The organism is Candidatus Thiodiazotropha sp. LNASS1, from assembly GCF_964212655.1.
Lineage (GTDB): Bacteria > Pseudomonadota > Gammaproteobacteria > Chromatiales > Chromatiaceae > Thiodiazotropha.
In genome coordinates, this window is sequence record NZ_OZ156465.1 from 394,815 (window position 1) to 417,388 (window position 22,574).

Below are 22,574 nucleotides of genomic sequence, written 5' to 3' on the forward strand. Positions count from 1 at the left end.
TGTGTTGGAGACATGACTAATGAAGTCGATCCTATTCTCATTACTGTTCTTAAGTACTGCTGTTCTGCAGGCGAACAACCTGGATAACATGTTTGAGTCGTTTCAGGCCAGTGGGGCCGGACCTTTTTCCGCTGAACAGGGACGTGATGCCTGGGTGCGCGCGGTTATCGATAAAAAAAGCGGGAAACCCAGGTCATGCAGTGACTGCCATGGTGAAGATCTAAGCAAGGCAGGCAAGCACATTAAGACGGGTAAACGAATTGAACCGATGGCGCCATCTGCTAATGCGAAGCGCTTGAGTGATCCGAAAAAAATCAACAAATGGTTCAAACGCAACTGTAAGTGGACATGGGGAAGGGTATGCACACCCCAGGAGAAGGGTGATCTCCTGCTGTATCTTCAAAAACATTAGTGAGGTAAATTATGAAGACTAAAATATTCTGGTTGCTGCTTGCTTTACTGTTTGCATTGACCTTGCTGGGAAATGGACTGGTTTTGGCTGATCGTGACGGGTCGCGAGAGGATGACGACGACTGGGGTGAACAGTTGTTTCGTGGTTGGTTTAAATCCGCAAACAAGCCGAACCACAACCAGTATAGCCAGCTCTACCAAGAGGAGTGCGGCAGTTGTCATTTTCCCTATCAGCCTGTATTTCTTCCGGCAGCATCGTGGCGGACAATGATGGGAAAACTGGATGATCACTTTGGCGAAAATGCGGAGCTATCGGAGGAGGATCAAGCAACTCTATCGAGCTACCTGATTTCGAACGCTGCAGACAGGATCAACAGAGAGATACCCAAAAAGGTAATGTGGTCATTGCGATCTTCGCCTGTGCCGGAAAGAATTACAGAAACCGGTTTTTTCAAGCATGAGCACAATGAAATACCTTATTCTGTAAGGAATAAGAATAGTGGCGAAAAGCTCTCTTTCAGTAACTGCGACAGCTGTCATAAAAAGGCGTTGCAAGGATCCTATAACGAACACGAAATCAATATCCCGGGAATCGGTCGATGGGACGATTAGTGTGTGTTTCGACCGCTGGTGAAGCTATACTGCGGGCACTCAAGCCTGTTCTGATATATCAAGATGGTAAGCATGCTGCATAAATCAACTGTTAAAACGCTGATCATGATGGTCCTCGTGATCTCCACTCTATCACTGGCCGACGAGGGTTATGAGGAGGTAAAACGACTTACCGAGTCTGGCGCTATATTGCCCTTCGAGGATCTGCTTCCGACTATACAGGCACTGCAGCCTGGCAGGATTCTTGAACTGGAGTTGGAACGTGAAGAGGGGGATTATATTTACGAGATAGAGATTCTCGATGAACAAGGCGCGGTATGGGAATTCAAGGTGGATGCTGCTACGGGTGAGATTCTGGAACGTGAACTGGAGGATTGATCTTGCGTTTGTTGCTGGTTGAAGATGATGATCTCCTTGTGACTTCCTTGAAGCACGACCTGGAGCAGCAGGGATTTGCCGTCGATCATGCCCATGAAGGCATCGAAGCGGAGTTCATGGGCGATAACATGGCGTATGATCTCATTGTCCTGGACCTTGGACTGCCCAACCGCTCCGGTCTGGAAGTGTTGAAGAACTGGCGGGCACGGGATAACCGTACACCGGTGATCATTCTCACCGGGCGGGATGCCTGGCATGAGCGGGTGGAGGGATTCAAGGCAGGTGCGGATGACTATCTCGGCAAGCCGTTTCATGTCGAAGAGCTTGTGGTGCGTTTACAGGCGCTGATTCGCCGCAGTCACGAGCTGGTCGGCGCCAGCCTGAAGTCAGGTGGCCTGGAACTGGACGAGGAGAGACAACAGGTCATACTGCCCGATCAACGACGGCTTGAGCTTACCGGCACTGAATTTCGACTGCTTCGCTGCTTTATCCTCAACAAGGGCAAGATACTCTCTAAAACACGGCTGACGGAGCATGTCTATGAACAGGACTTTGATCGAGACAGCAATCTGATTGAAGTCTATATTCGCCGTTTGCGAGACAAGCTGGGTAAACAGGTGATCGAAACCCGTCGTGGACAGGGTTATATTTATGTCGGTATTGAGCAGTAACTCCCTCGAACACCGCCTCCACCTTGGATTGGCACTCACTCTCATCGTGCTGATGGGGATGTTATGGCTGTTTGGCGCCAGGAGCATAGAAACCCTCACAGAGGATTTCATCGCCTCCAGACTTGAACACGACAGTGAGGCTTTGCTGAGTGCGATGATCATTAAGCAGCAACATCTCAAGGTCCGGCCTTCGCGTATCAATCAAATCTATCATCGTCCCTATTCAGGCCACTACTATCTCGTTCGTCAGCAGGATGGCATTGAACTTACTTCGCGTTCACTGTGGGACTTCAAACTTCAGCTGCCGACATTGAAGCTAGGAGAAAAGAGACGTATCCACATACTTGGGCCGGATAAACAACAGTTGTTGGTATATGTTGCCGGCTTCAGAAAGCAGGGACTGGATTTGACTGTGGCGGTAGCGGAGGACCTCATGCCGATAAAACAGCAAAGGGATCTTTTCCTGCGCAACTTTGCCATATTGGCAATGGTGGGTTTGATCACGCTTTTGCTGGTTCAGGGTATGGTTGTCAGGCAGGCCTTCCGTCGTATAGAACCCTTGCGGGAGGAGGTTAAAAGTCTGGCCACAGGGGATGAGAAATCACTCAGTGAAGAGGTTCCGGATGAGATCTATCCATTGGTCAAGGAGATCAATCATCTGTTGCAGTTGCTCTCTAGACGCAATCAACGATCCCGAAATGCCCTGGGTAATCTCGCCCATGCATTGAAAGGCCCCATGAACCTGCTGACACATTACTTTGACAAATCAACAGATAGTGAAAACCGTATTGATAGCGCTCTGGCCGGTCAGCAGGTTGAGCGGGTAAGGCTATTGATCGATAGAGAGCTCAAACGCGCCCGCATTGCGGGCAGCGGTACTACGAGCCAAAGATTCGATCCACAAGTCGATCTACTGGATTTGGTGACTGTCTTAAAGCAGATCTATCGGGATAAACAACTAACAATAGAGGCCGTCACAGCAAGAGTTCAACCACCATTCGGAGACCGGGAGGATATCCTTGAATTATTGGGCAACCTGCTTGATAACGCCTGTAAATGGGCAAAAAGCAGGGTTCGCTGCACCATTTCCGGAAAAGAGCATTTGCAGATTGTTGTTGAAGACGATGGTGAGGGATTGGCGGATGAGGATGTCAGCAGACTGACAGCGCGCGGTAGCCGCCTGGATGAAAACAGAGAGGGACAGGGGCTGGGTCTGGCGATAGTGTCCGACGTGGTCAGTCTGTATGACGGTGAGTTGATCTTCGACCGGTCACCGGAACTGCGTGGGCTCAGAGTCAGCGTGGTTTTAAACCGTTTATAACAGGGTAGTGTGCGTCAATCAGCTGTATTCTTGAAACTGGCATATACTGAGGGTAATGTTTGTACGTTAAGGACGGTGAGTATGAACCGATCAACCCAAACACGACAAAGACTTGCCGGTGTGACACTGCTCGGATTTTTGCTCTTCTTTTCGCCTGTACTCACCTTGTTTGACAAGACCTCCGAGTGGGCCGGCATTCCCATCAGCTACCTCTACCTCTTTGGCATCTGGTTGGCCTTGATTTTGTTGGCTGCGTGGACAGTCGAGGGTAGAAAACACTAACGGTAGGCAGCATGCTGACTACCACTATCGTCGTTATCGCTTCTTTGGGTTACCTGGGCCTGTTATTCGCGATTGCCTATTGGGCCGATAGGCGAGCGGATCAAAAGCGCTCGGTGATCTCCAATGCCACGATCTATGCACTCTCCCTGGCTGTCTATTGTACGGCATGGACCTTTTACGGCAGTGTCGGCAGGGCCGCGGCCACGGGTATCGGTTTTTTACCGATCTACATCGGGCCCACATTGATCGCCGCACTCTGGGGCACCTTACTGTTGAAGATGGTGCGTGTAAGCAAGAGTCAGCGCATCACCTCCATCGCGGATTTCATCGCCTCACGTTACGGAAAAAGTCACCTGTTGGGCGGCTTGGTGACGGTCATTGCCGTACTGGGTATCGTTCCCTATATCGCCCTGCAGCTGAAAGCAATTTCACGCAGTTTCACCATTCTGCTGACCTATCCTGATGTCAGCATGCCGAATCCCGCAGACTCGCTTCCCCTGTTACAGGACACAACGCTCTATGTCGCGCTTCTACTGGCGGCCTTTACCATATTATTCGGTACACGACATCTAGATGCCAGCGAGCGGCATGAGGGGATGGTGGCCGCTATCGCGTTTGAATCGATTGTCAAGCTGGTGGCGTTTCTCTCGGTCGGCATCTTTGTGACCTATCAACTGCATGATGGATTTACCGACCTTTTCGATAAGGCGGAAAATGCCGGTATTCTCAATCCGCTGATTATCGACGGTATGAACGGTTACGAGAATTGGTTCGCCTTAACGCTACTGTCTGCGTTGGCTGTGATGATGCTGCCGCGTCAGTTCCAGGTTGCCGTGGTTGAAAACAGCGGTGAACAACATTTAAGACGTGCGGTCTGGTTGTTTCCTCTCTATCTGTTTTTAATCAATATATTTGTGATACCCATTGCACTTGCGGGACAACTGACCTTTGCCGGGGAGAATGTGGATGCGGATACGTTTGTGTTGACACTGCCCATGGCGCACAACCAAGGCTCATTGACCCTGCTTGCCTTCCTTGGCGGCATGTCCGCCGCGACCGGGATGGTGATAGTCGAGACCATCGCCCTGTCAACCATGGTCTGCAACGATTTGGTGATGCCTCTCCTGTTGAAACGCTGGAAACAGATACCTCCGAATGCGGATCTGAGCAAACTGTTGCTGCGCATACGACGCGGGGCGATCATTCTGATTCTGCTGTTGGGATTTCTTTACTTTCGACTTGCCGGTGAAGCCTATGCATTGGTGAGCATCGGGTTGATCAGCTTTTCAGCGGTGGCCCAGTTCGCACCGGCCATGATTATCGGCCTCTACTGGCGTGGCGGTACACGCAGTGGCGCCCTGGCCGGACTATTGTCCGGATTCGCTATCTGGGTCTATACGCTACTGTTACCGTCATTCGCCAAGTCGGGCTGGCTACCGGCAGGCCTGCTGGAGCATGGACCTTTTGCCATCGAACTGCTCAAGCCACAAGCGCTGTTCGGCCTGACCGGTCTGAATGAGATCACTCACTGCCTGTTCTGGAGTATGTCCTTCAATATTGGCGCCTATATCATGTTTTCACTTTGGCGAACCCCCAGGGTTGATGAGGCCACTCAGGCATCACTGTTTGTCGATGCCCTGAAAAATCAGCAGTTCCTGGGTGTTGGCTTATGGCGTGGAACCGCAGAAGTAAAGGAGCTGTTGCATCTTGCGGAACGCTTCCTGGGAAACGAGCGGGCCAGGCATCTGTTTCAGGCCTTCGCCAAGCGAAGAAAGCTGACAGACATCAAACAGCTGCCTGCAGATGCCGAGACGGTTTACTTTGCAGAGACCCTGCTGGCTGGTGCGATCGGCAGTGCATCCGCGCGGGTGATGGTCTCTTCAGTGACCACGGAAGAGACACTGGGTATGGATGAAGTGCTGAATATTCTTGACGAGGCTTCGCAGATACGCGCCTACAGCAAAGAGCTGGAGCGGAAATCCCATCAATTGGAGAAGGCAACGCGTGAGCTTAAGGAGGCCAATGAACGTCTGCAGGAGCTCGATCGCTTAAAGGATGATTTTATGTCCTCCGTGACCCATGAGTTGCGTACTCCCCTCGCTTCGATTCGTGCCTTTTCCGAGATCCTTAACGACGAACCGGATATCGCGCTTACTGAAAGACGGCGCTTTCTTGGCATCATCGTGAATGAGACCAAACGTCTGTCGCGCCTTGTCAATCAGGTGTTGGATCTGGCCAAAATCGAATCGGGACGTGCCGACTGGAATGCGGAAGATGTGGATTTGCTTGAAATTGTCGAAGAGGCGATTTCCTCAACAGAACAGTTGTTTGCCGATCACGGAACCCGTGTGATCAGAGCGCTTCCTGACCACGCCTGTGTCGTGACCGGGGACCGCGATCGTCTGATGCAGGTACTGCTCAATCTTTTGTCGAATGCGCACAAGTTCGTACCCGAACGGACAGGGGAGGTGACCATTCGTCTCCAATCAAAGCAGGATCGATATGAACTGAGTGTAGCCGACAATGGGCCCGGAATCGCCGCAGAGGAGCTGCCAAATATCTTCGAGAAATTCCGTCAGGCGGGAAGCGCGAGCAACAAACCGATAGGCACTGGACTGGGGTTGCCGATCAGCAAGAAGATTGTCGAACACTTGGGAGGAACTATCTGGGCTGAAAGCACAAATGAGAATGGTGCTATCTTTACCTTTGCGCTCCCCAAAAAAAAGAAAGCGGCGTGATATCCGGAGAGGCCAATGACAAAGACAATTCTGATTGTGGATGATGAACCGAATATCGTACTCTCTGTCGAGTATCTGATGAAGCGGGAGGGCTATCAGGTCATGACGGCGAGTGATGGCCAGGTGGCAATTGAGATGATTGCAGATACACGCCCAGATCTGTTGATCCTGGATGTCATGATGCCACGCAAGAACGGCTTTGAGGTGTGTCGTGAGATACGTGCAGATCCTGCACTTTCAGGATTGCCCATATTGATGTTGAGCGCCAAAGGACGGGAAGCGGAGATCAAAAAGGGGATATCCCTCGGTGCGGACGCCTATATTACCAAGCCTTTTTCGACCCATGATCTGGTCGATAAGGTTAACCAGCTTCTACAGTCACAGGAGTGAAAGGAGAGCGTTTTATGATGCCGGCTAAGCAACCTCCACCAAGGCCGCCTAAACCGCTCGCGGAGTTTAAATCGGCGCATATGTCGGCAGGGATCGGCGATATACCCTTACGGGAGTTGGCCCAGAATGAACCCCTGATTATCCAACCCGAAACGAGCATACGCGATGCTCTGTTCACACTCAATCGTGATGACATTCAAGCAGGGGTGGTTGCTCAGCAGATTGACGCACCGCTCGGCATCGTGACACTGCGGGAGCTTATCGAAGCGATTACCCTGAAACGCGCGGATTTGAGTGAGCCGGTGATCGCCTATATGACGGCTGCGCCGATCTCCCTGCCGGTGGATGCGCCGGCACACCGGGCCAGGGTCGCCCTGACACGCAGTCGATTGAGTCATCTGGTGCTGTTGGAGTCCAACGGCCGGCTATACAATCTGTTGTCGCATTCCGATCTGCCGGGATTTCGGGAAGGCGGCGCAGAGGGCCTGATTAACACCGTTCAACATGCCGGTAACGTGGACAGTATGGCCAATGCCGCCAAGGCGATTCGACAGAGGGGGCAAGAGCTGTTCGTCAACGGCATGGGTGTGGAGGCTCTCTGCCAATGGATGTCGGGTTTGAACGACCTGCTCTGTATGCGTGTCATTGAATTGATCGCCAACGAATTCGACCTGCCCCCTGTCTCCTGGTGTTGGATGGTATTCGGCTCGGAGGGCAGGCTCGAGCAGACCTTTGCCGCGGATCAGGACAATGGCCTGATCTTTCAACCCGATAATGAAGAGGATACGCCACAGATTCGCAATGCCCTTGTTCCGTTCGCGAAAGCGGTAAACAAGGCCCTCGACCGTTGCGGTTTTACCCTCTGTCGTGGCGATATTATGGCCGGCAATCCAAAGCTATGCCTCTCTGTCAGTGAGTGGCGTGACAGGTTTCAGCATTGGCTCTCAACGCCGGATCCAAAATCGTTGTTGAATGCAACCATCTTTTTTGATTTCCGACCGCTGTATGGTCAGGACGAGCTGGTCGACGATCTGCACAACTGGTTATTGCCAAGACCAGCGGAACATCCTCGGTTCCTACGCGCAATGGCGACAGAGGCGCTGACCTGTGCACCCGCATTGGGTTGGTTTGGCCGATTCTCCTATGATGGCGGCCATCGTTATCCACATACCATCGATTTAAAGAAACGGGGTGCCCGACCTTTTATCGACGCGGCCCGTATCTGGGCGTTAAAACATGGTGTCTGGTCAACCAATACCGCGGAACGTCTGCGGGCGGCCACAAGCGACATGAAGCGATCGCCTGCCGACACGGCAGCCACCATCGAAGCATTTGATCTGATTCAACGGATACGCATGCAGCGACAACTGGCTGGCGGGGATTATGATGCAATCAACCGGGTCAATCCCTCTGATCTAAGTTCAAGCCAGCGTCTGATGCTGAAAGAGGCGTTTAAGCAGGGGAAGCTGCTACAGCTTCGATTGCGTCAGGAGTTCGAACAATGAACGTGATGCGAAGCGCCCTTTTTCAACTTTCCTTGGAACCATTTGCACTCGGGGGTGGTAGTAGCAGGTCTTCCAGGAAAAAGGCTGAGAGGACGGCACAGCCGCTCATTTTGGCCTTGCAATAGATGGAATGGGCTTGTTGCCGCACTTGCTTTTTATAATAAAAACACAGTTCAATTTTCAGCCTGAATTAATCTTGCCCACCTACACTGAAAGTAGCAGGGAGGCAAGGAGCCCCCTCCAGTATTTTGTGCAAGGTGTCAGGATCGATGCCATTGCGCGGAATCGAGTAGGACAGCAGCCATGATGAAGTTGAACAGATCGATCGTAATGAGTGTATTACTGACTGTGCCTGGATTTCTGCTTGCGCAAACTCAGCTGACGGCAACAGGCCCGATCCCATTTTCGGTCTTCGATAGGGATGGTAACGGTTTCATCAGTCAACAGGAGTTTGCAACCATCCATGCCGAGAGGAGAGCCTTAAGGGCACAACGAGGTTATCCCATGGGCAGGACAGCGAATCCGGTGTTCCGAAATTTCGACAGCAATGATGACGGCAGAATTAATGAAAAGGAACTGCTTGCCGGCCAACACGCGAACCGATTAATGAAAGGAAGCAGTGGAATGGACGGGAAGGGCATGAGAGGCCGTGACATGCCGAAGTTCGGCGATTTCGATATGAATGGAGACGGTATTCTAAAACGGGATGAATTCGAACAGGCCAGGGCGAAACGGATTAGTGAGAGGGCCAGCCAGGGCTATCTGATGAGGAACCTGGCGAATGCGCCCACATTTGCTTCTATCGATAGGGATAGCAATGGCGAAGTAACCCCGGATGAGTTTCGAGCCGCACAGATCGTCCATCGACAGCAACGCATTCGCTGAATCAACACGGATATACAGTCACCTCCGGCCCACCCGCCCTAATGGGTAGGTGGGTCAGGTCATTTGCGGGAGTGGGTATCAAGCTGATATAAAGCCAAGCCGCAAATGCACGCCAGTCACCGCAAATCTTCGCAAATTGATGGGCGTTGAGCGTGGCATTGTGATTGTGAGTTATAAACAGCGGGCTATTTGAGGTATTTGGCGTTCATTAGCGACCTGACTAACGTTTCTTTGTTCGTTGACTGGCTTTTTTTAAACAATCTACCCACTCGATATGATGAAAGGGATAATTACGTTTTCATGATAGACTTGGCATCCAGTCTAGTAACGCAAGGAGGCGTAGATTGTGTCAGGGACGATTCAATCCATCACACTGCAACCAATGCCATCCCGGCTACTCCATGCCTGGCGTGTAGCCATCCATCTGTTGGCATTATTGACAACCCTCTTTGCACCCATGATGCTGTGGCCTAAATTATCTCTGTTGACGGCATTGGCACTGTATGGCTATTTCTCTTTCCGGCAGGGCGGGAAGGGAAATGACGGACAGATTGGCAAGGTGACCATCACGCCTTATGGCAGGGCGAGAATCGTCATGGAGGATGGCAGAAATCTGCGGGCAAGGATTCGCCGGGACAGTCTCGTTATACCCTGGTTGGTCGTGTTGCGTTTCGACCTGGACAAGGGATGGCCGCCCCGTTCGCTGGTTTTGGCGTCTGATACCGTTAGCGAAGAACAGATGCGGCAGCTGCGTGTTTTGCTAAGATTTGGTGAGATAAGGCAGAGTGATCGAATCATTAAACGCTAGATCAAGTTCGGCACTCCGCTTGAGTGTGTCAGCATAGCTGCCATTGTGTGAACATCGGCAGCGGTTGGGTATTGCTATAAAAGGAGAAACCATGGTCGGTAACGTCCAAATTGCGAGTGAGTTCATCATCGGAGGTCATCCCGATGCCCGTGTGACACCCAACTTCCGTCTGAAAGAGTTGTATAGAACGAACGGGAAGGTCCGGGTACACAGGGAACTTGTAGCCGGCCTGCAGATTTTGCGAGACAACCTCGCGGCCCCCATCGAAATCGACCCTCGACGGCCTGCCGCGGTGGAGAGGCCGTCCGACGATGGATTGTACCTGATGATAGCGGCAGAGGATCCTGACCTACTGCAAAAGGAAGCGATCAAACTTATCCGGCAGGGTTACTTCAGTCGTTGTGTGGCTGTTAACGATAAGCTCTATGTTGAGATGCACAAGCCTTCAATGCTTCCACGGATCTCGCCCAGGCTTGCCTTCGACTGCGGGGTGAAAGTGACCGCGGCCTTCGAGACCAGCGGCGATCCTTACCAGCAGGTGACAGGCAATTTCGATAAAGCCGGCCTCTCCTTTGGACCGATTCAATGCAATCTCAAAACAGGTACCCTGCAGGAGCTGTTCAGGTACTTCCGTGGCGAGGATGAATCCCGGTTGCGGCGCTGTTTTGATGACCAGGAAGACTATCTGGCGTTCTGGAAGGTGCTCGATGGCTCCAGAATAAAGGCGGTAGCCTGGGCGGATGACCTGAGCTTGGGTTCAGCTAAACATGGATTTGCCCAACCCTGGAGGGGTTATCTGCAGGCGGTTGGCAGAGAGCCGCTTTTCCGCCAGGTGATGCTGCGCTACGCCTATGATAAATACGGTAAACTGCTGATGTCCGCACTCGCCTTTCTGCATGGAGTCTCACCGGTCGAAATCAGCAATCTGCGCTGTCTCGCAGCGCTTTACGACATGGGTGTGCAACAGGGTAGTCTCAAAAAGGCCCATGCCGCCATCAAACGACGTGTCGCCGCGGAGCAGCCCGAGGATGAATTCACCCTGACCCGGATTGCCGTGGAGGAGCGTGCCAAGAAGGCCAGCCCCCGTTGGCGCGCCGACTGCCTGAGTCGCCGTTTATGCATCCTCGAACGGCAACCGGTCTCGGTTACCTTGGATGGTCAGCGGGCGCGGCGCAGCAATCGAAGTAGTTATCTGTTGCGGAATAGTGAGGTGAAGGGGTTGGACCGGTATTTAGTGGGTTGAAGGAGAAATGAAAATAGCTGACGCCGTAAAACCGGATTAAATATAATTCGAGCAGTGTCGGGTTCAACTCATCAATTCATATCTTTTTGAGGTTACCGGGTGAATAGTCGGACTGCTGTATTCTTTTCTCCACACTGGGATGCAGCATTGCACCTTTTGTAATCTTGCGAGGGTGGCTTGGGAAAAAACGCAATGGTCCGACTCTGGAATTATGCATTTTTGATAAAGGGTCGGGCTGAAGCCGTTGATACTGCTCTTGATCTATGAGCATGCCGGCGGCATTGGCCTTGTCCAGCATCCATTGCAGCGGGATATCCGACAGACCTCTTTCACGATAGCCGCCGCTTATGTCAGCATGTACGCCAGCGAACCAAGTCTGCTCCAGAGTCTGGCCCTGAGCGGTAGTGTTGTCCCACAGCACCGGCTGGAAGAACTTGCGGGTTTCATCGATGGCCAGTGCATGATAGCCAAACACAGTCTTCTCCGACAGCTGTGGATTGTTCCGACGCCGGCTGAAGGCGCCAATAACCCTTACACAGTCCCACATACCAATAAAGTATGGCGGGCACTCACGTGATAGGCTCGATTTAAATTCCTGTGCCTCAGAGTCAGTGACCCGGCCCATGCCATGGATCGCGTAAGGTACAACTATGGTCCCGGCCTTATCCAGAAGGCCGAATGTTTCGAGTATCTCCGCAAGTGCGATCGCCATCGGACCACCTGCGCTGCTACCGAAGAGGAACAGACGGTCACCCTCTCGATAGTTATCCATCAGAAATTTATATGCGTACTCAACATGTTCCGCAATGTCATGTCTTGTCCATACCCTTAGACCAGCCCTTAAGTTCTGCCGCAAGGCGGAAAGAAAATCTGTCCCTCCACGCATCTGAACGCCTGGATCGTAGTAGACAATCTGGCGCTCCGACGCTGAGTAAGCCATGCGTGTCAGGTAATAAGCGTTGCTGTTTAACTCAAAGGTGGGGAACTGCTGAAAGTCAAAGCAGACCACCAGGTTGCGGCTGGAAGCCTGCCGTGGAGTCTCCATGGCAGCGCTTTCCATTTTAGTCGGTAGTACGGCAGTGCGGGGTTGATTGCTTAGTTCGGCATACAGCTTGGTGAATGCCTTATCGTAACTACTCTGGAAATCGACATATTCGATTCGCCACAACCAGAATGGTAGACTGCAATCGTGGTAGAGCACGAGAAATATCGATTTACCATGGTCCAGAGCATAGCGAGTTTCATCGAGCACGTTTTTTGATTCAACGGCATGGGGTGAGAGTATCAGGATCAACCGTGAACACGACTCCAGAGCGGTTTGGATCGAACGGGTCCAATCTTCACCGGCAGGGATACTGGTCTGGTCAAAAAAAACATGATGAGCGCGTTCTGACAGATCACCCGCCAATCGTCTGGCGAAATCCTGATCGTGTCGCGAATAGCTTATAAAGGAATAGTTATCCTTTTTGGATCGATCATTCATATCGCTTATTAAGATTCAGTCTATTCCTGTCGGCATAGAGGGATCAGCTCCCTGGCCTCATCGGCAAGGTCTATGCTATCGGGAAAGAACCCATTGGCCGTCAACCACCATGCTTCGTATCGGCGTAATTGAAGTCCTGTGGATTGGAGCGGATTATCCGCGTCAGGTTTTCTGGCCTGCACGACCTTAAACCGGGCCCTCATCTCTTGCAGATAGAATGCGGCTGTTTCGTCGGTTGGCTCTCCGATGAGCGTTCCCAGTAGCGCGAGTTCCGCCAACGAACCCTGGGCCCAATATTCACTGGGTCGTACACGATCGACTTCGGCGGCACGGTAGGCGGTTTTCCACATATTTGCATCCACCTTTCCGGTGATGACGGCTTGTAACGCCAGATACTGGACGCCGCTCCAATGATGGGAGGGATTGGCATCGAATGCTTCCTTATACCATTTGCAGGCACGATTGAGCGCCTCGCGAGAGGCTGCTTTGGCGGCATCGTCCCCGATGTGCCTGAAGAGCAGTTCCGCCAGCCTCTTTTCCGCACTTCCCAGCAAGCCGCGATTCTCATCCAGAGCCCGCATTTCTTTAGTTTTAGCAAGCAGTTTATTCAGTGCCTCGATCTCTTTTATCAGGTCACCTCCGATGGCCTCAAATTCCTCACGACTGGCACCAACCCGTGCCAATGCCTCGGCACGATCCCTTAGATTCTTCAGTGAATTGAGATGGGATTTCAGTCGAACTTCTTCCAGTATGTCGTTATAGCCCTCGGGCAGCTGTACATAGCCCACCAGGCTGACCCAGTCATGACCCGCGTTTGACTGGTTGTCGTAGAGCTCTTCCCGGGTATGGTGGAGAGCTTCACGAACGTCGAGACCATTTAACAAATCTCCATAAAAACGCCTGGTCAATATCTCTGAACCAAACTTTGTCAAAGGCAACTGGGATGCAATCACCACGGGAAAACCGCTCGTATGCAGTAGATGAGCCACGCTTTTATCGGGATTGATTACATCGGTTTGGTTACCTGCATCGCATGCGGCCAGCGTCACAACCACGGCGCTGGAACGGATGCCTTCCAAGGCCTTGCAAAGGGCATCCGGGGTAATGACATCGGCACCTTCGATACGATGGTCCAAAGCAATACCGAATCGTTTGTCATTCTTCCTGTCTATCTGCTGTCCGTGCGCCAACAGGTGGCAGTGTGTGAATCCATCCTCACAGGTGATTTTTTCTATATCTCTGTATTTCGCATTGCCGATCTCAACGAATACCTTATCTATATTTTGCGGCGGAAGCCATGGTTTAAGGGCATTGAGTAGCGCATCCTTGTGTTCTTGATGGGGAACACTGCCACCAGCGGCGGACCAGATGAATAAAACCTTGGGTGTGATGGGCCAGTGCGGTGTGAAATCTCTGAACACACCACGCACACGACGGGTAAGTACAACACCTTTGCCGCTAAGAAACAGTGGTTTGTCGTCATTGGCCAATGCAGCCTCGAAGGGAAGCGCTGAGAGTTCGGCGGCATTGGTTACCAGGTCGATCTGTTGTAGCTTGTCGCTATTCTTATTGACCTCTTCCAGTAGTGGGCCCTCTTCCAGGAAACTCGCTTTATCGTGTTGTTGCAGCAGTTGTGCCACGTGCTGTAACAAGGCTTCATTTCCTTCCTCGCAGCTGGATTTGAGTTTATCAAGCAGCTCACCCACATCCATGTAATCCTGGCGCCGCAGAAGATCGGTTACCAGAGCGGAGAGACTTTTAAATGCGTCATCGTACTCATGCTTATCCTTGTAGACATAGCGCAGGCTGTTCATCAACTGACTGAAAGGCAGCTGGTTGATGGGTATACGAACCTGATGTACACGATGACTCGTGATGCTTCGCAAATAGTCGTCTCCTTCCCGTAGAATCCCTGTTCCCAGATTCTTGAATCGAGCGAATTCGACCAATATCGATTTCATTCATCAGTCCCTCGGACAAACAACAGTCCGGTCTTTTCATCTTGCGGATAATGGGTCTCATAACCATAGGCATCGCGGAGTTTTTCATCATCCCAGATAAGGGTCTCGTCACTGTTGTAGTTGAACCACAGCTCGGGCTTGTCACCTCCATACTCGATAACCCGTGCAACCGCCTCAGGGTGAGGATGTTGAAATTGGTCGCCGTTGGTGGAAAATATATAGTTTTCGCAATCGAGATGTTGAATCAACTCACTGCTTACGCTGCCCCTGCTGCCGTGATGGGGCAGTTTGCAGAGGTCGAGTTTGAGCTTCTGATCTCCAAGACGTTTTATAGATTCCACCAGCGTACTGGGATGTGCATCGCCCGCTAGCAGTACCCTGTAATCTCCATATTGAATGAGGAATGCGATACTGCTCCCATTGGCGGATGAGTGGTCCTCCGTGTACTCTTCCCTGAGAAGCTGCTCGATGTCCGGGCGCTTTTTTTCCGGCGGTGGCTCCTCTTCCCCTAACAGGGCGAAGCGTCCCTCTGCTCTGGCTTCCTCCAGTTCTCCCGGGGTGATGTCGATATCCAGGCACGATTTCTCCCAGTCATTGCGCAGGTCCGCCAGCATCGGGATCGTGGGGCTCATCAGTGTGATCGTCAGCCCGTCATCGAATTCGATACGGGGAAGTTCTCCGGATTCAGGAATGACAATGGCATTGCCATCGAAGCCATGGCAGTTCCAACTGTGGCCGTTTTTCAAGATAAGGTCGGTGAGCAGTTCTCCATGTTTGCCTGCAAGGACTTTCGGGCCGGGCGGTTCGGGAAGATGTCGATAGCCGTTGAACCAGATATCCCTGGCCTTGAAAGGGAGCTTGTCATCCTGAGCCAGTTCGATGATACCGCGGATGTGGTCATAATCGACATGGGTGACGACTAACAGCTCAAATTCACGCTCTTCATCCGATAGCCGTTTCAGTCTGGGTTTGAGCGCTCTTTTGTAGACACCGGGTGCGCCGCCGTCGATCAGCATGCGCCGCACCGGATTCGACCCATACTCGAGCCAGAGACAATCGCCGTAACGCGCCGGGAGAACTTCGAGTCTGAACATCTTGTGTCGTCCCTTCTATTTTGTTGTTTTGTCTATCCCACGGCATTGTACTGTCGTTAAATGATGCCTGCAGGCAGTTTGGCCAATAGATCCGGTCGCTGGTGAATGAATGCCAGCAGGTTGTCGGGCCTGTATGTGTTGTCGTGTATGAGCAGCTTGATCGCCGAATCGTGGACATCGATACCGGCATGGTCACGCATAGCGACCAGGTCGCGATCACCACTCTCACCGATGAGCCCCTTGATCCAACCCCTGAGTTTCATGAAACCGGTGAATGAGTCGTTCCGCGTATCGCCGAACCAGGGTCTATAGAAGCGGAGGTATTCGTCGTCCACGGCAAGCCCTTCCTGCTTGGCGTCATCGATCATCCACTGCAGAGCCCCGTTGGCGAGACCATCATTGGCGTAACCGCCACCGATACTGGTGTGCACGCCAGGAAACCAACGCTGTTCCACCGACTGATCGGGGTGGGTGTCTTGCCAGATTTCGGGGCGGAAATCGGTGCGGCGTTCATCGATGGCCAACGCCTGCCTGGCCACGCTGACGATGCCTGGCGGTCTATCGCCCACATGGAAACTGAGACCGGGCGCCGTGGTCCGCTCCTCTCTATCGAAGTCGGCGCGTAAGCGGGAGCCCAGGGCCAGTACGGTATCGTAGACCCCGAGAAATCGTATCTTGGTAGCAACGGGTGGCTCAATTTTCTTGCCGCTGGCGATCAGTTTCTGCCTGAGTTCCCGGGCTGCGCCTTCAGCCGCCTCAGTTTCGATATAGTGTTTGAAGAAATCTGGAATGAAATAGGCATCGCGTTTGTGCAGCATACCGCCCATCCAGTCGATGAAACGGCACAGACTGCGCGCCTGACCCGCACCACGGCTGAAGCCGAAGACGAAGATCTCATCGTCCGCTAGTTTGTTGCCCGCGATGAAGGTGTAGGCGGCTTCGATATTCTGTTCAAATCCCGCACCCCAGGCACCGCCCAGCACGGAATCGAGTTTGGCCAGCGCCTTGTTACGTAATCCTCGCTGTGCCGAAAGGGCGCCGACACCTTCGTCGTAGTAGGAGATCTGATCGATTCCATCCTCCGACAGAGGCAGAACGGCACGATAGGTTTTGAGTACATTGGAAGGTTTGTGGACCTCGGTGCCGTCACCCCGTTCCACTTGATTGCCGGGGCTTGCCCAGGTTCCATCGAGACAAATGATGATTCTTCGCATCGTACCAGCTCCATGGTCGGTTTAGGTTTTATTATTCAATATTCCACTCTATATAGACCAGGGCCAGTCTGTTGTCACGCCACCCAGGGGGTAACTATTACACTTGACCAGGCTTCACTTGGTAGTACGGTAGTCGGCTGCCATTCATGCATTTACAAGTATGCCGTCAACCATCTACTCCCCTCATGGCCAGCAGGGCGGTGCCGAAGGCAGCCTCTTGCTGAGGCGCCGGGATTACAGGTACGGAAAGCCTTTGTTGTCGAATCCGACGCCATGGTTCATTCAGTGCGCCGCCACCGATGGAATAGACACATCGGGGCTTTGGCGCCCCCAATTGCCGCAGTTGACGATAGCCAGTCGCCTCGATGGCTGCGATGCCTTCCAGCATCCCCTGGAAGAAGCGCCGGTCATCCGCTGGGCGTGGCTGCAGACGGGGTTGATAGCCTGCATCATTGTGGGGGAAACGCTCACCGGGCGAGAGCAGGGGGTAGTAATCGAGGCCGGTGGGCTGCTCCGGTTGCAGCTCAGGGGTCATGCGTGCCATCTCCTCGTTGCTGAAATAACTGGCCAGCACCGCACCGCCGCTGTTGGAGGCGCCGCTCACCAGCCAGCGCTCTCCCAGGCGATGACTGTAGACGCCGAATTCAGCAGCGAATACCGGTTTGTCGGCGAGAATCTTGAGCACCAGGGTGCTGCCGAGGGAGCTTACCGCCTCACCGATCTCGTTGGCGCCGGTGGCCAGAAAGGCAGCGTTGCCATCCGTGGTGCCGGCGACGATAGGTATGCCCTGTGGAAGAGCGGTGGCTTCGGCGGCCTGGCGGCACAGTTCACCGATCATGGTGGCGCAGGGTACGACGCTTGGCAGCACCTCTCCGTCAACCTGCAACTCCGCGAGCCAGGAGGGCCACCGGCGCTGGATCGGATCATAGCCCAGTTTCAGGACATTATGCTCGTCGCTGTAGCGATAGTCGCCACACAGTCTGCCGAGGATCCAGTCCGCCTGATGACGGACAAGATAACGATCAGTGGAGAGGCCTTGACGCAGGTGGAGCAGTTTGGCGAGACTCGATGAGGCGCTTAGAACAGGATTGCCTGTGGGAGCGATTGTATTCAATAGCGCCAGTTGCGCTTTGCCGCTGCTGTCGTTGTACATCAAGGCCGGTGTCAACGGTTTACCCTGGTGATCCGACAGCAGCAGGGTGGAGGATGTACCGTCCACGGCGATTGCCGCGATAGTGTTGTCGCCACAGGCGCGACCGATCTCGGTGAGAACCTCGATCAGGGTTCGCCACCAGATCTCCGGGTCCTGCCGACGCTGATGGGGTTGCGGTTTCTCCGGGCTTGGCAGGGGCCTGCTTGCGGAGGCCCGGATGGTCCCTGAGTCATCGATTGCGATGGCCCGACAGCCGGAAGTACCCAGGTCGATGCCGATATAGCGCTTCATCTATGAACGGCCTGACGCAGGTTCCCCCGTCGGTTTTTAAATGAACAGGATGTGTTCGCGGCTATCAAGGCAATGTTACCGCGGCTGGAGAAATCCAGTTATCCGCGCGGTGCTCTGCGACAACGGTGGTGTAGATGCCCCCTCGCACATTGAATTCAGCGGTCAGGCGCATGAAGCGGGGCTGGGTGGCGCGGACAAGATCGCTGAGAATCTCATTGGTGACCGCTTCGTGGAAGGCTCCCTGATCGCGGAATGACCAGATATACATCTTCAACGCCTTCAACTCGACACACAGCTGGTCGGGTACATACTCCAGGGTCATCTCGGCAAAATCCGGCTGACCGGTCTTGGGACAGAGACAGGTGAACTCCGGGATATTGATACGTATTGTATAGTCTCTGTCCGGCTGGGGATTATCAAAGGTTTCAAGATCTTTGCTCGGTTGACTGGGCATGGTCTTCTAGTCTCGTCGTTAAAATGGCGAAGAATTATACTCGAGCCTGAACCCGGTCAAAAGCTTTGCCTCTATAAATCAGTAAAAACAATAACTTATATTAGATAGTTAAAGTGTAAAAAATTGAACTGCACCCTGTAACAATCCCCCTCTTTGGTGTATCTTAGCCGCCCATGCGTCTGGAGAAAATCAAGCTCGCCGGATTTAAATCATTCGTCGATCCAACCACAGTGCCGATCCCAAGCAACCTGGTCGGTATCGTTGGGCCAAATGGATGTGGAAAATCCAATGTCATCGATGCCGTGCGCTGGGTCATGGGCGAAAGCTCGGCCAAGATGCTGCGTGGTGAATCGATGGCGGATGTCATCTTCAACGGTTCGAGTGTGCGCAAGCCGGTAGGCGCCGCGACCATTGAACTGCTGTTCGACAATTCGGAAGGCAGAGCGGGCGGCCAGTATGCCCAGTACAACCAGATCTCGGTCAAGCGTCAGGTCTCCCGTGATGGCCAGTCCCTCTACTATCTCAACAGCGTACGCTGCCGGCGCAGGGATATCACCGATTTGTTTCTCGGTACCGGCCTCGGACCCCGCAGCTATTCCATCATCGAACAGGGCATGATTTCGCGCCTGATCGAGGCGCGACCTGAGGACCTGCGCAGCTTCCTGGAGGAGGCGGCAGGCATCTCCAAATACAAGGAGCGCCGCCGTGAGACGGAGAACCGTATCCGCCATACCCGGGAGAACCTCGAACGCCTGACCGATCTGCGCGAAGAGGTGGCCAAACAGCTGCAGCATCTCAAACGTCAGGCCGCCACCGCGGAAAAGTACCAGGAGCTGAAACAGCAGGAGCGTCAGGTCAAGGCGGAGTTGCTGGCCCTGCGTTGGCGCAGCCTGCATCAGGATCTTGAGCAGCGACAGCGACAGATTGCGGAGCTGCAGAACCGACTCGAGGAAGCCATCGCCGAGCAGCGCAAGCTGGAAGCGGTGATCGAATCGGACCGGGACAAACATACGGAAGTCAACGACCGGTTCAACGAGGTCCAGGGCAATTTCTACAGCCTGGGAGCGGAGATCAGCGGCTTGGAGCAGGCAATCCAGTTTGCCCGCGATTCGCAACGTCAGCAACAGCAGGATCTGGAGCAAGTGGAACAGGCCCTGCAAGAGTCGGAAGCCCATAAAGCACAGGATGAAGAGCGCCTGTCGGAGCTCAACGCCAGTCTGCAACAGGAGCAGCCGAAGCTGGATCAGGCGCGAGGCGAGGAGGCCAGGCATTCCAAGGCCCTGCACGAGGCCGAACAGGCGATGCAGGCCTGGCAGCATGAGTGGGAACAGTTTAATCAAAAAGCGGCGGAACCGGCCCAGACCGCTCAGGTCGAACGCACCCGTATCAACCATCTCGAACAGCAGGGGGGTAACCTGGAACAGCGGCTGCAGCGCCTGGACGAGGAGCTGGGACGCCTCGACGACAGCCAGCTGTTGAGTGAAATCACCGTGCTCGAATCCGATGAAAACCGGCAGAAAAGCGAAGCCGATACCCTGCACGGACAACTCGATCAGGCGGTGGAGCTGATCAACCAACAGCGGGAAAAAAACAGTCAGACCGCCAACAGTCTGGATCAGGCCCGCGCCGATTTTCAATCCAACAAAGGGCGATTGGCCTCATTGGAGGCGCTACAACAGGCGTCCCTGGGTCAACAGGATGAAGGGGTGGAGTGGCTCGAGAAGCGTCAGCTCAGCGACGCCAAGCGCCTGGCCCAGGAGATCAAGGTGGAGCCCCGATGGCAGCAGGCGGTGGAGCTGGTGTTGGGATTTCATCTGCAGGCCGTCTGCGTGGACGACATCGGCCGATTCAATGAGCAACTGGCGCAACTGGAGAAGGGAGCGCTGGCCTTCTGGGATACCCGCGCCCGGACCGGAGATGAATATCCCGCCGGTGAGGACAGCCTGCTTTCCAAGGTCACATCGCCCTGGAATCTGCAGTCGCTGCTTGGCGGTGTGAAGCTGGCAGACACGGTTCATGATGCCTTCGCAAGGCGACAAGGGCTGAAGGTGGGGGAGACACTGGTTACCCCGGATGGTTTCTGGCTAGGTCCGGACTGGTTGAGAGTCAGCCGTGAATCGGATGAGAACGCAGGCGTACTGGCCAGGGAAGAGGAACTTCGCAACCTGAAACAGACACTTGCGGAGCAGGAGCGCAATGTCTCCGAACTCGCTGCCGATCTTGAACAGGGCAGGGAGGCGCTGAGGCAATCGGAACACAGCCGTGAACAGGCCCAGGCCGGTTACAACCGACTCAACCGGGCACTGTCCGAAATACGCGCCAGCCTGAGCGGTAAGCGCACCCGCGCCGACCATCTCCGGCAACGCCGCGAACAGCTGCAACACGAACAGCAGGAGATTGCCGACCAGATCAATAACGACAAGGAGTTGATGGAGGAGACCCGGTTGCGCCTGCATGAAGCACTGGAGGCAATCGAGAACCTGGGCAGTCGTCGTGAATCACTTGTGAAGCAGCGGGATGCGCTGCGTGAGCAGGTTGCCGAGGCGAGAGAGCATCTCAACCAACAGCGCTCCTCGACCCATAAGGTGGCGTTGCGGGTGGAATCGATGCGTACCGCTCACACTTCGTTGACGCAAAACCTGGAGCGGGCAGGCAGCCAGTTGACTCAACTCACCCACCGGCGGGAGGAGTTGAAAGCCACCCTGGAAAACAGCGAAGCGCCACTGCAGCAGCAGCTGGTGATGTTGAATCAGAAGCTATCGGAACGGACGACCGTCGACAAGGCATTGAACGAGGTCCGTCGCAGCCTTGAGGATGTGGATGGACACCTGCGCAAGAAGGAACAGGAGCGTCATGTCGCGGAGCAGCTGGTGCAGGAACGGCGCGACAAGCTCAACCAGGCCCGTCTGCAAAGCCAGGAGGTGAATGTACGCTGCATGACCTTGCAGGAACAGCTGCACGAGGGAGGGCTGGATGCCGAGGAGTTGTTCAAGACCATGGACGAGGATGCCACGGAGGATGCATGGCAGGATCAGGCGGAACGGTTGGCGAATCGCATCCAGCGCCTGGGACCCATCAACCTGGCGGCGATCGATGAGTTTCAAGAGCAGTCTGAGCGACTGAACTATCTGGACGAGCAGCACGAGGACATCTCCCGATCCCTGGAGACACTGGAAAACGCGATTCGCAAAATCGACCGGGAGACCCGGACCCGCTTCAAGGAGACCTTCGATCAGGTCAATTCAGGCATCAAAGAGCTGTTTCCCCGACTGTTCGGCGGTGGTCACGCCTATCTGGAGTTGACCGGCGAGGATCTGCTGGATACCGGCGTGACGGTGATGGCGCGTCCCCCGGGTAAGCGCAATACCAATATCCATCTCCTGTCGGGTGGGGAGAAGGCGTTGACCGCCGTGGCCATGGTATTCGCGATCTTCCAGCTCAACCCGGCGCCGTTCTGCATGCTGGACGAGGTGGATGCGCCGCTGGACGATGCCAACGTGGGGCGTTTCTGCGATATGGTGAGGGACATGTCCGATCAGGTACAATTCATTTTCATCACCCATAACAAGATCACCATGGAGATCGCCAACCAGCTATCGGGGGTCACCATGCATGAGCCGGGCGTGTCGCGCCTGGTCACTGTCGACGTGGAGGAGGCGGCACAACTCGCCGCAATTTAA

The 22,574-nt window shown here is 53.9% G+C and carries 19 protein-coding genes; 13 read left to right on the forward strand and 6 right to left on the reverse strand.

The window, feature by feature from the left end; genetic code table 11:
- Nucleotides 1-19: 19 nt before the first annotated feature.
- The 12 genes from AB8516_RS01600 to AB8516_RS01655 all read left to right on the forward strand — a co-directional run bounded on the left by AB8516_RS01600 (nt 20) and on the right by AB8516_RS01655 (nt 11,244).
- A complete protein-coding gene (locus AB8516_RS01600; RefSeq protein WP_369157420.1) occupies nt 20-412 on the forward strand; it encodes a DUF1924 domain-containing protein in 393 nt (130 codons plus the stop codon).
- A gap of 11 nt (nt 413-423) precedes the next feature.
- Nucleotides 424-1,023, forward strand: coding sequence for a diheme cytochrome c (locus tag AB8516_RS01605; protein ID WP_369157422.1), 600 nt, complete (start codon nt 424-426; stop codon nt 1,021-1,023).
- A 72-nt stretch (nt 1,024-1,095) separates the two neighbouring features.
- On the forward strand, nt 1,096-1,401 hold the full coding sequence (locus AB8516_RS01610) for a PepSY domain-containing protein (protein ID WP_369157424.1): 306 nt from the start codon (nt 1,096-1,098) through the stop codon (nt 1,399-1,401).
- A 2-nt stretch (nt 1,402-1,403) separates the two neighbouring features.
- The gene (locus AB8516_RS01615) at nt 1,404-2,072 is read left to right on the forward strand and encodes a response regulator transcription factor (RefSeq protein WP_369157426.1); all 669 of its coding nucleotides are present in this window, start codon (nt 1,404-1,406) and stop codon (nt 2,070-2,072) included.
- Nucleotides 2,053-3,393 carry a sensor histidine kinase gene (locus AB8516_RS01620; protein ID WP_369157428.1) on the forward strand — a complete coding sequence of 447 codons (1,341 nt, stop codon included), beginning with the start codon at nt 2,053-2,055 and terminating at the stop codon, nt 3,391-3,393. The genes AB8516_RS01615 and AB8516_RS01620 overlap by 20 nt, the downstream gene beginning before the upstream one ends.
- 81 nt (nt 3,394-3,474) lie before the next feature.
- Entirely contained in the window at nt 3,475-3,675 is a 201-nt protein-coding gene (locus tag AB8516_RS01625) for a hypothetical protein (RefSeq protein ID WP_369157430.1), read from the forward strand.
- Nucleotides 3,676-3,686: 11 nt separating this feature from the next.
- Nucleotides 3,687-6,413: an ATP-binding protein gene (locus AB8516_RS01630; protein WP_369157432.1), complete on the forward strand. Its 2,727-nt coding sequence runs from the start codon at nt 3,687-3,689 to the stop codon at nt 6,411-6,413.
- 15 nt (nt 6,414-6,428) lie between these two features.
- Entirely contained in the window at nt 6,429-6,803 is a 375-nt protein-coding gene (locus AB8516_RS01635; protein ID WP_369157434.1) for a response regulator transcription factor, read from the forward strand.
- Nucleotides 6,804-6,817: 14 nt separating this feature from the next.
- The gene (locus AB8516_RS01640; protein WP_369157436.1) at nt 6,818-8,308 is read left to right on the forward strand and encodes a DUF294 nucleotidyltransferase-like domain-containing protein; all 1,491 of its coding nucleotides are present in this window, start codon (nt 6,818-6,820) and stop codon (nt 8,306-8,308) included.
- A gap of 303 nt (nt 8,309-8,611) precedes the next feature.
- Entirely contained in the window at nt 8,612-9,193 is a 582-nt protein-coding gene (locus AB8516_RS01645) for an EF-hand domain-containing protein (protein ID WP_369157438.1), read from the forward strand.
- Nucleotides 9,194-9,539: 346 nt separating this feature from the next.
- The gene (locus tag AB8516_RS01650) at nt 9,540-10,001 is read left to right on the forward strand and encodes a protein YgfX (protein WP_369157441.1); all 462 of its coding nucleotides are present in this window, start codon (nt 9,540-9,542) and stop codon (nt 9,999-10,001) included.
- 91 nt (nt 10,002-10,092) lie between these two features.
- Nucleotides 10,093-11,244, forward strand: coding sequence for a hypothetical protein (locus AB8516_RS01655; protein ID WP_369157443.1), 1,152 nt, complete (start codon nt 10,093-10,095; stop codon nt 11,242-11,244).
- 76 nt (nt 11,245-11,320) lie between these two features.
- On the opposite strand, the gene AB8516_RS01660 is transcribed toward AB8516_RS01655, so the two are convergent.
- The 6 genes from AB8516_RS01660 to queF form a co-directional block, all read right to left on the reverse strand.
- Nucleotides 11,321-12,727, reverse strand: a complete 1,407-nt coding sequence (locus AB8516_RS01660) for a phospholipase effector Tle1 domain-containing protein (RefSeq protein ID WP_369157445.1) — start codon at nt 12,725-12,727, stop codon at nt 11,321-11,323.
- A 20-nt stretch (nt 12,728-12,747) separates the two neighbouring features.
- Nucleotides 12,748-14,688 carry a CHAT domain-containing protein gene (locus AB8516_RS01665; protein ID WP_369157447.1) on the reverse strand — a complete coding sequence of 647 codons (1,941 nt, stop codon included), beginning with the start codon at nt 14,686-14,688 and terminating at the stop codon, nt 12,748-12,750.
- Entirely contained in the window at nt 14,685-15,782 is a 1,098-nt protein-coding gene (locus tag AB8516_RS01670; protein WP_369157449.1) for a ComEC/Rec2 family competence protein, read from the reverse strand. Before AB8516_RS01670 ends, AB8516_RS01665 begins: the two co-directional genes overlap by 4 nt.
- A 56-nt stretch (nt 15,783-15,838) precedes the next feature.
- Nucleotides 15,839-16,996 (reverse strand): DUF2235 domain-containing protein, encoded by a 1,158-nt coding sequence (locus tag AB8516_RS01675; RefSeq protein WP_369157451.1) that lies wholly within the window; start codon nt 16,994-16,996, stop codon nt 15,839-15,841.
- 166 nt (nt 16,997-17,162) lie between these two features.
- On the reverse strand, nt 17,163-18,440 hold the full coding sequence (locus AB8516_RS01680; protein WP_369157453.1) for an FGGY-family carbohydrate kinase: 1,278 nt from the start codon (nt 18,438-18,440) through the stop codon (nt 17,163-17,165).
- A 64-nt stretch (nt 18,441-18,504) separates the two neighbouring features.
- Nucleotides 18,505-18,894, reverse strand: a complete 390-nt coding sequence (gene queF / locus AB8516_RS01685) for a preQ(1) synthase (protein WP_369157455.1) — start codon at nt 18,892-18,894, stop codon at nt 18,505-18,507.
- 173 nt (nt 18,895-19,067) lie between these two features.
- On the opposite strand from queF, the gene smc reads away from it, so the two are divergent.
- Nucleotides 19,068-22,574 carry a chromosome segregation protein SMC gene (gene smc / locus AB8516_RS01690; protein ID WP_369157457.1) on the forward strand — a complete coding sequence of 1,169 codons (3,507 nt, stop codon included), beginning with the start codon at nt 19,068-19,070 and terminating at the stop codon, nt 22,572-22,574.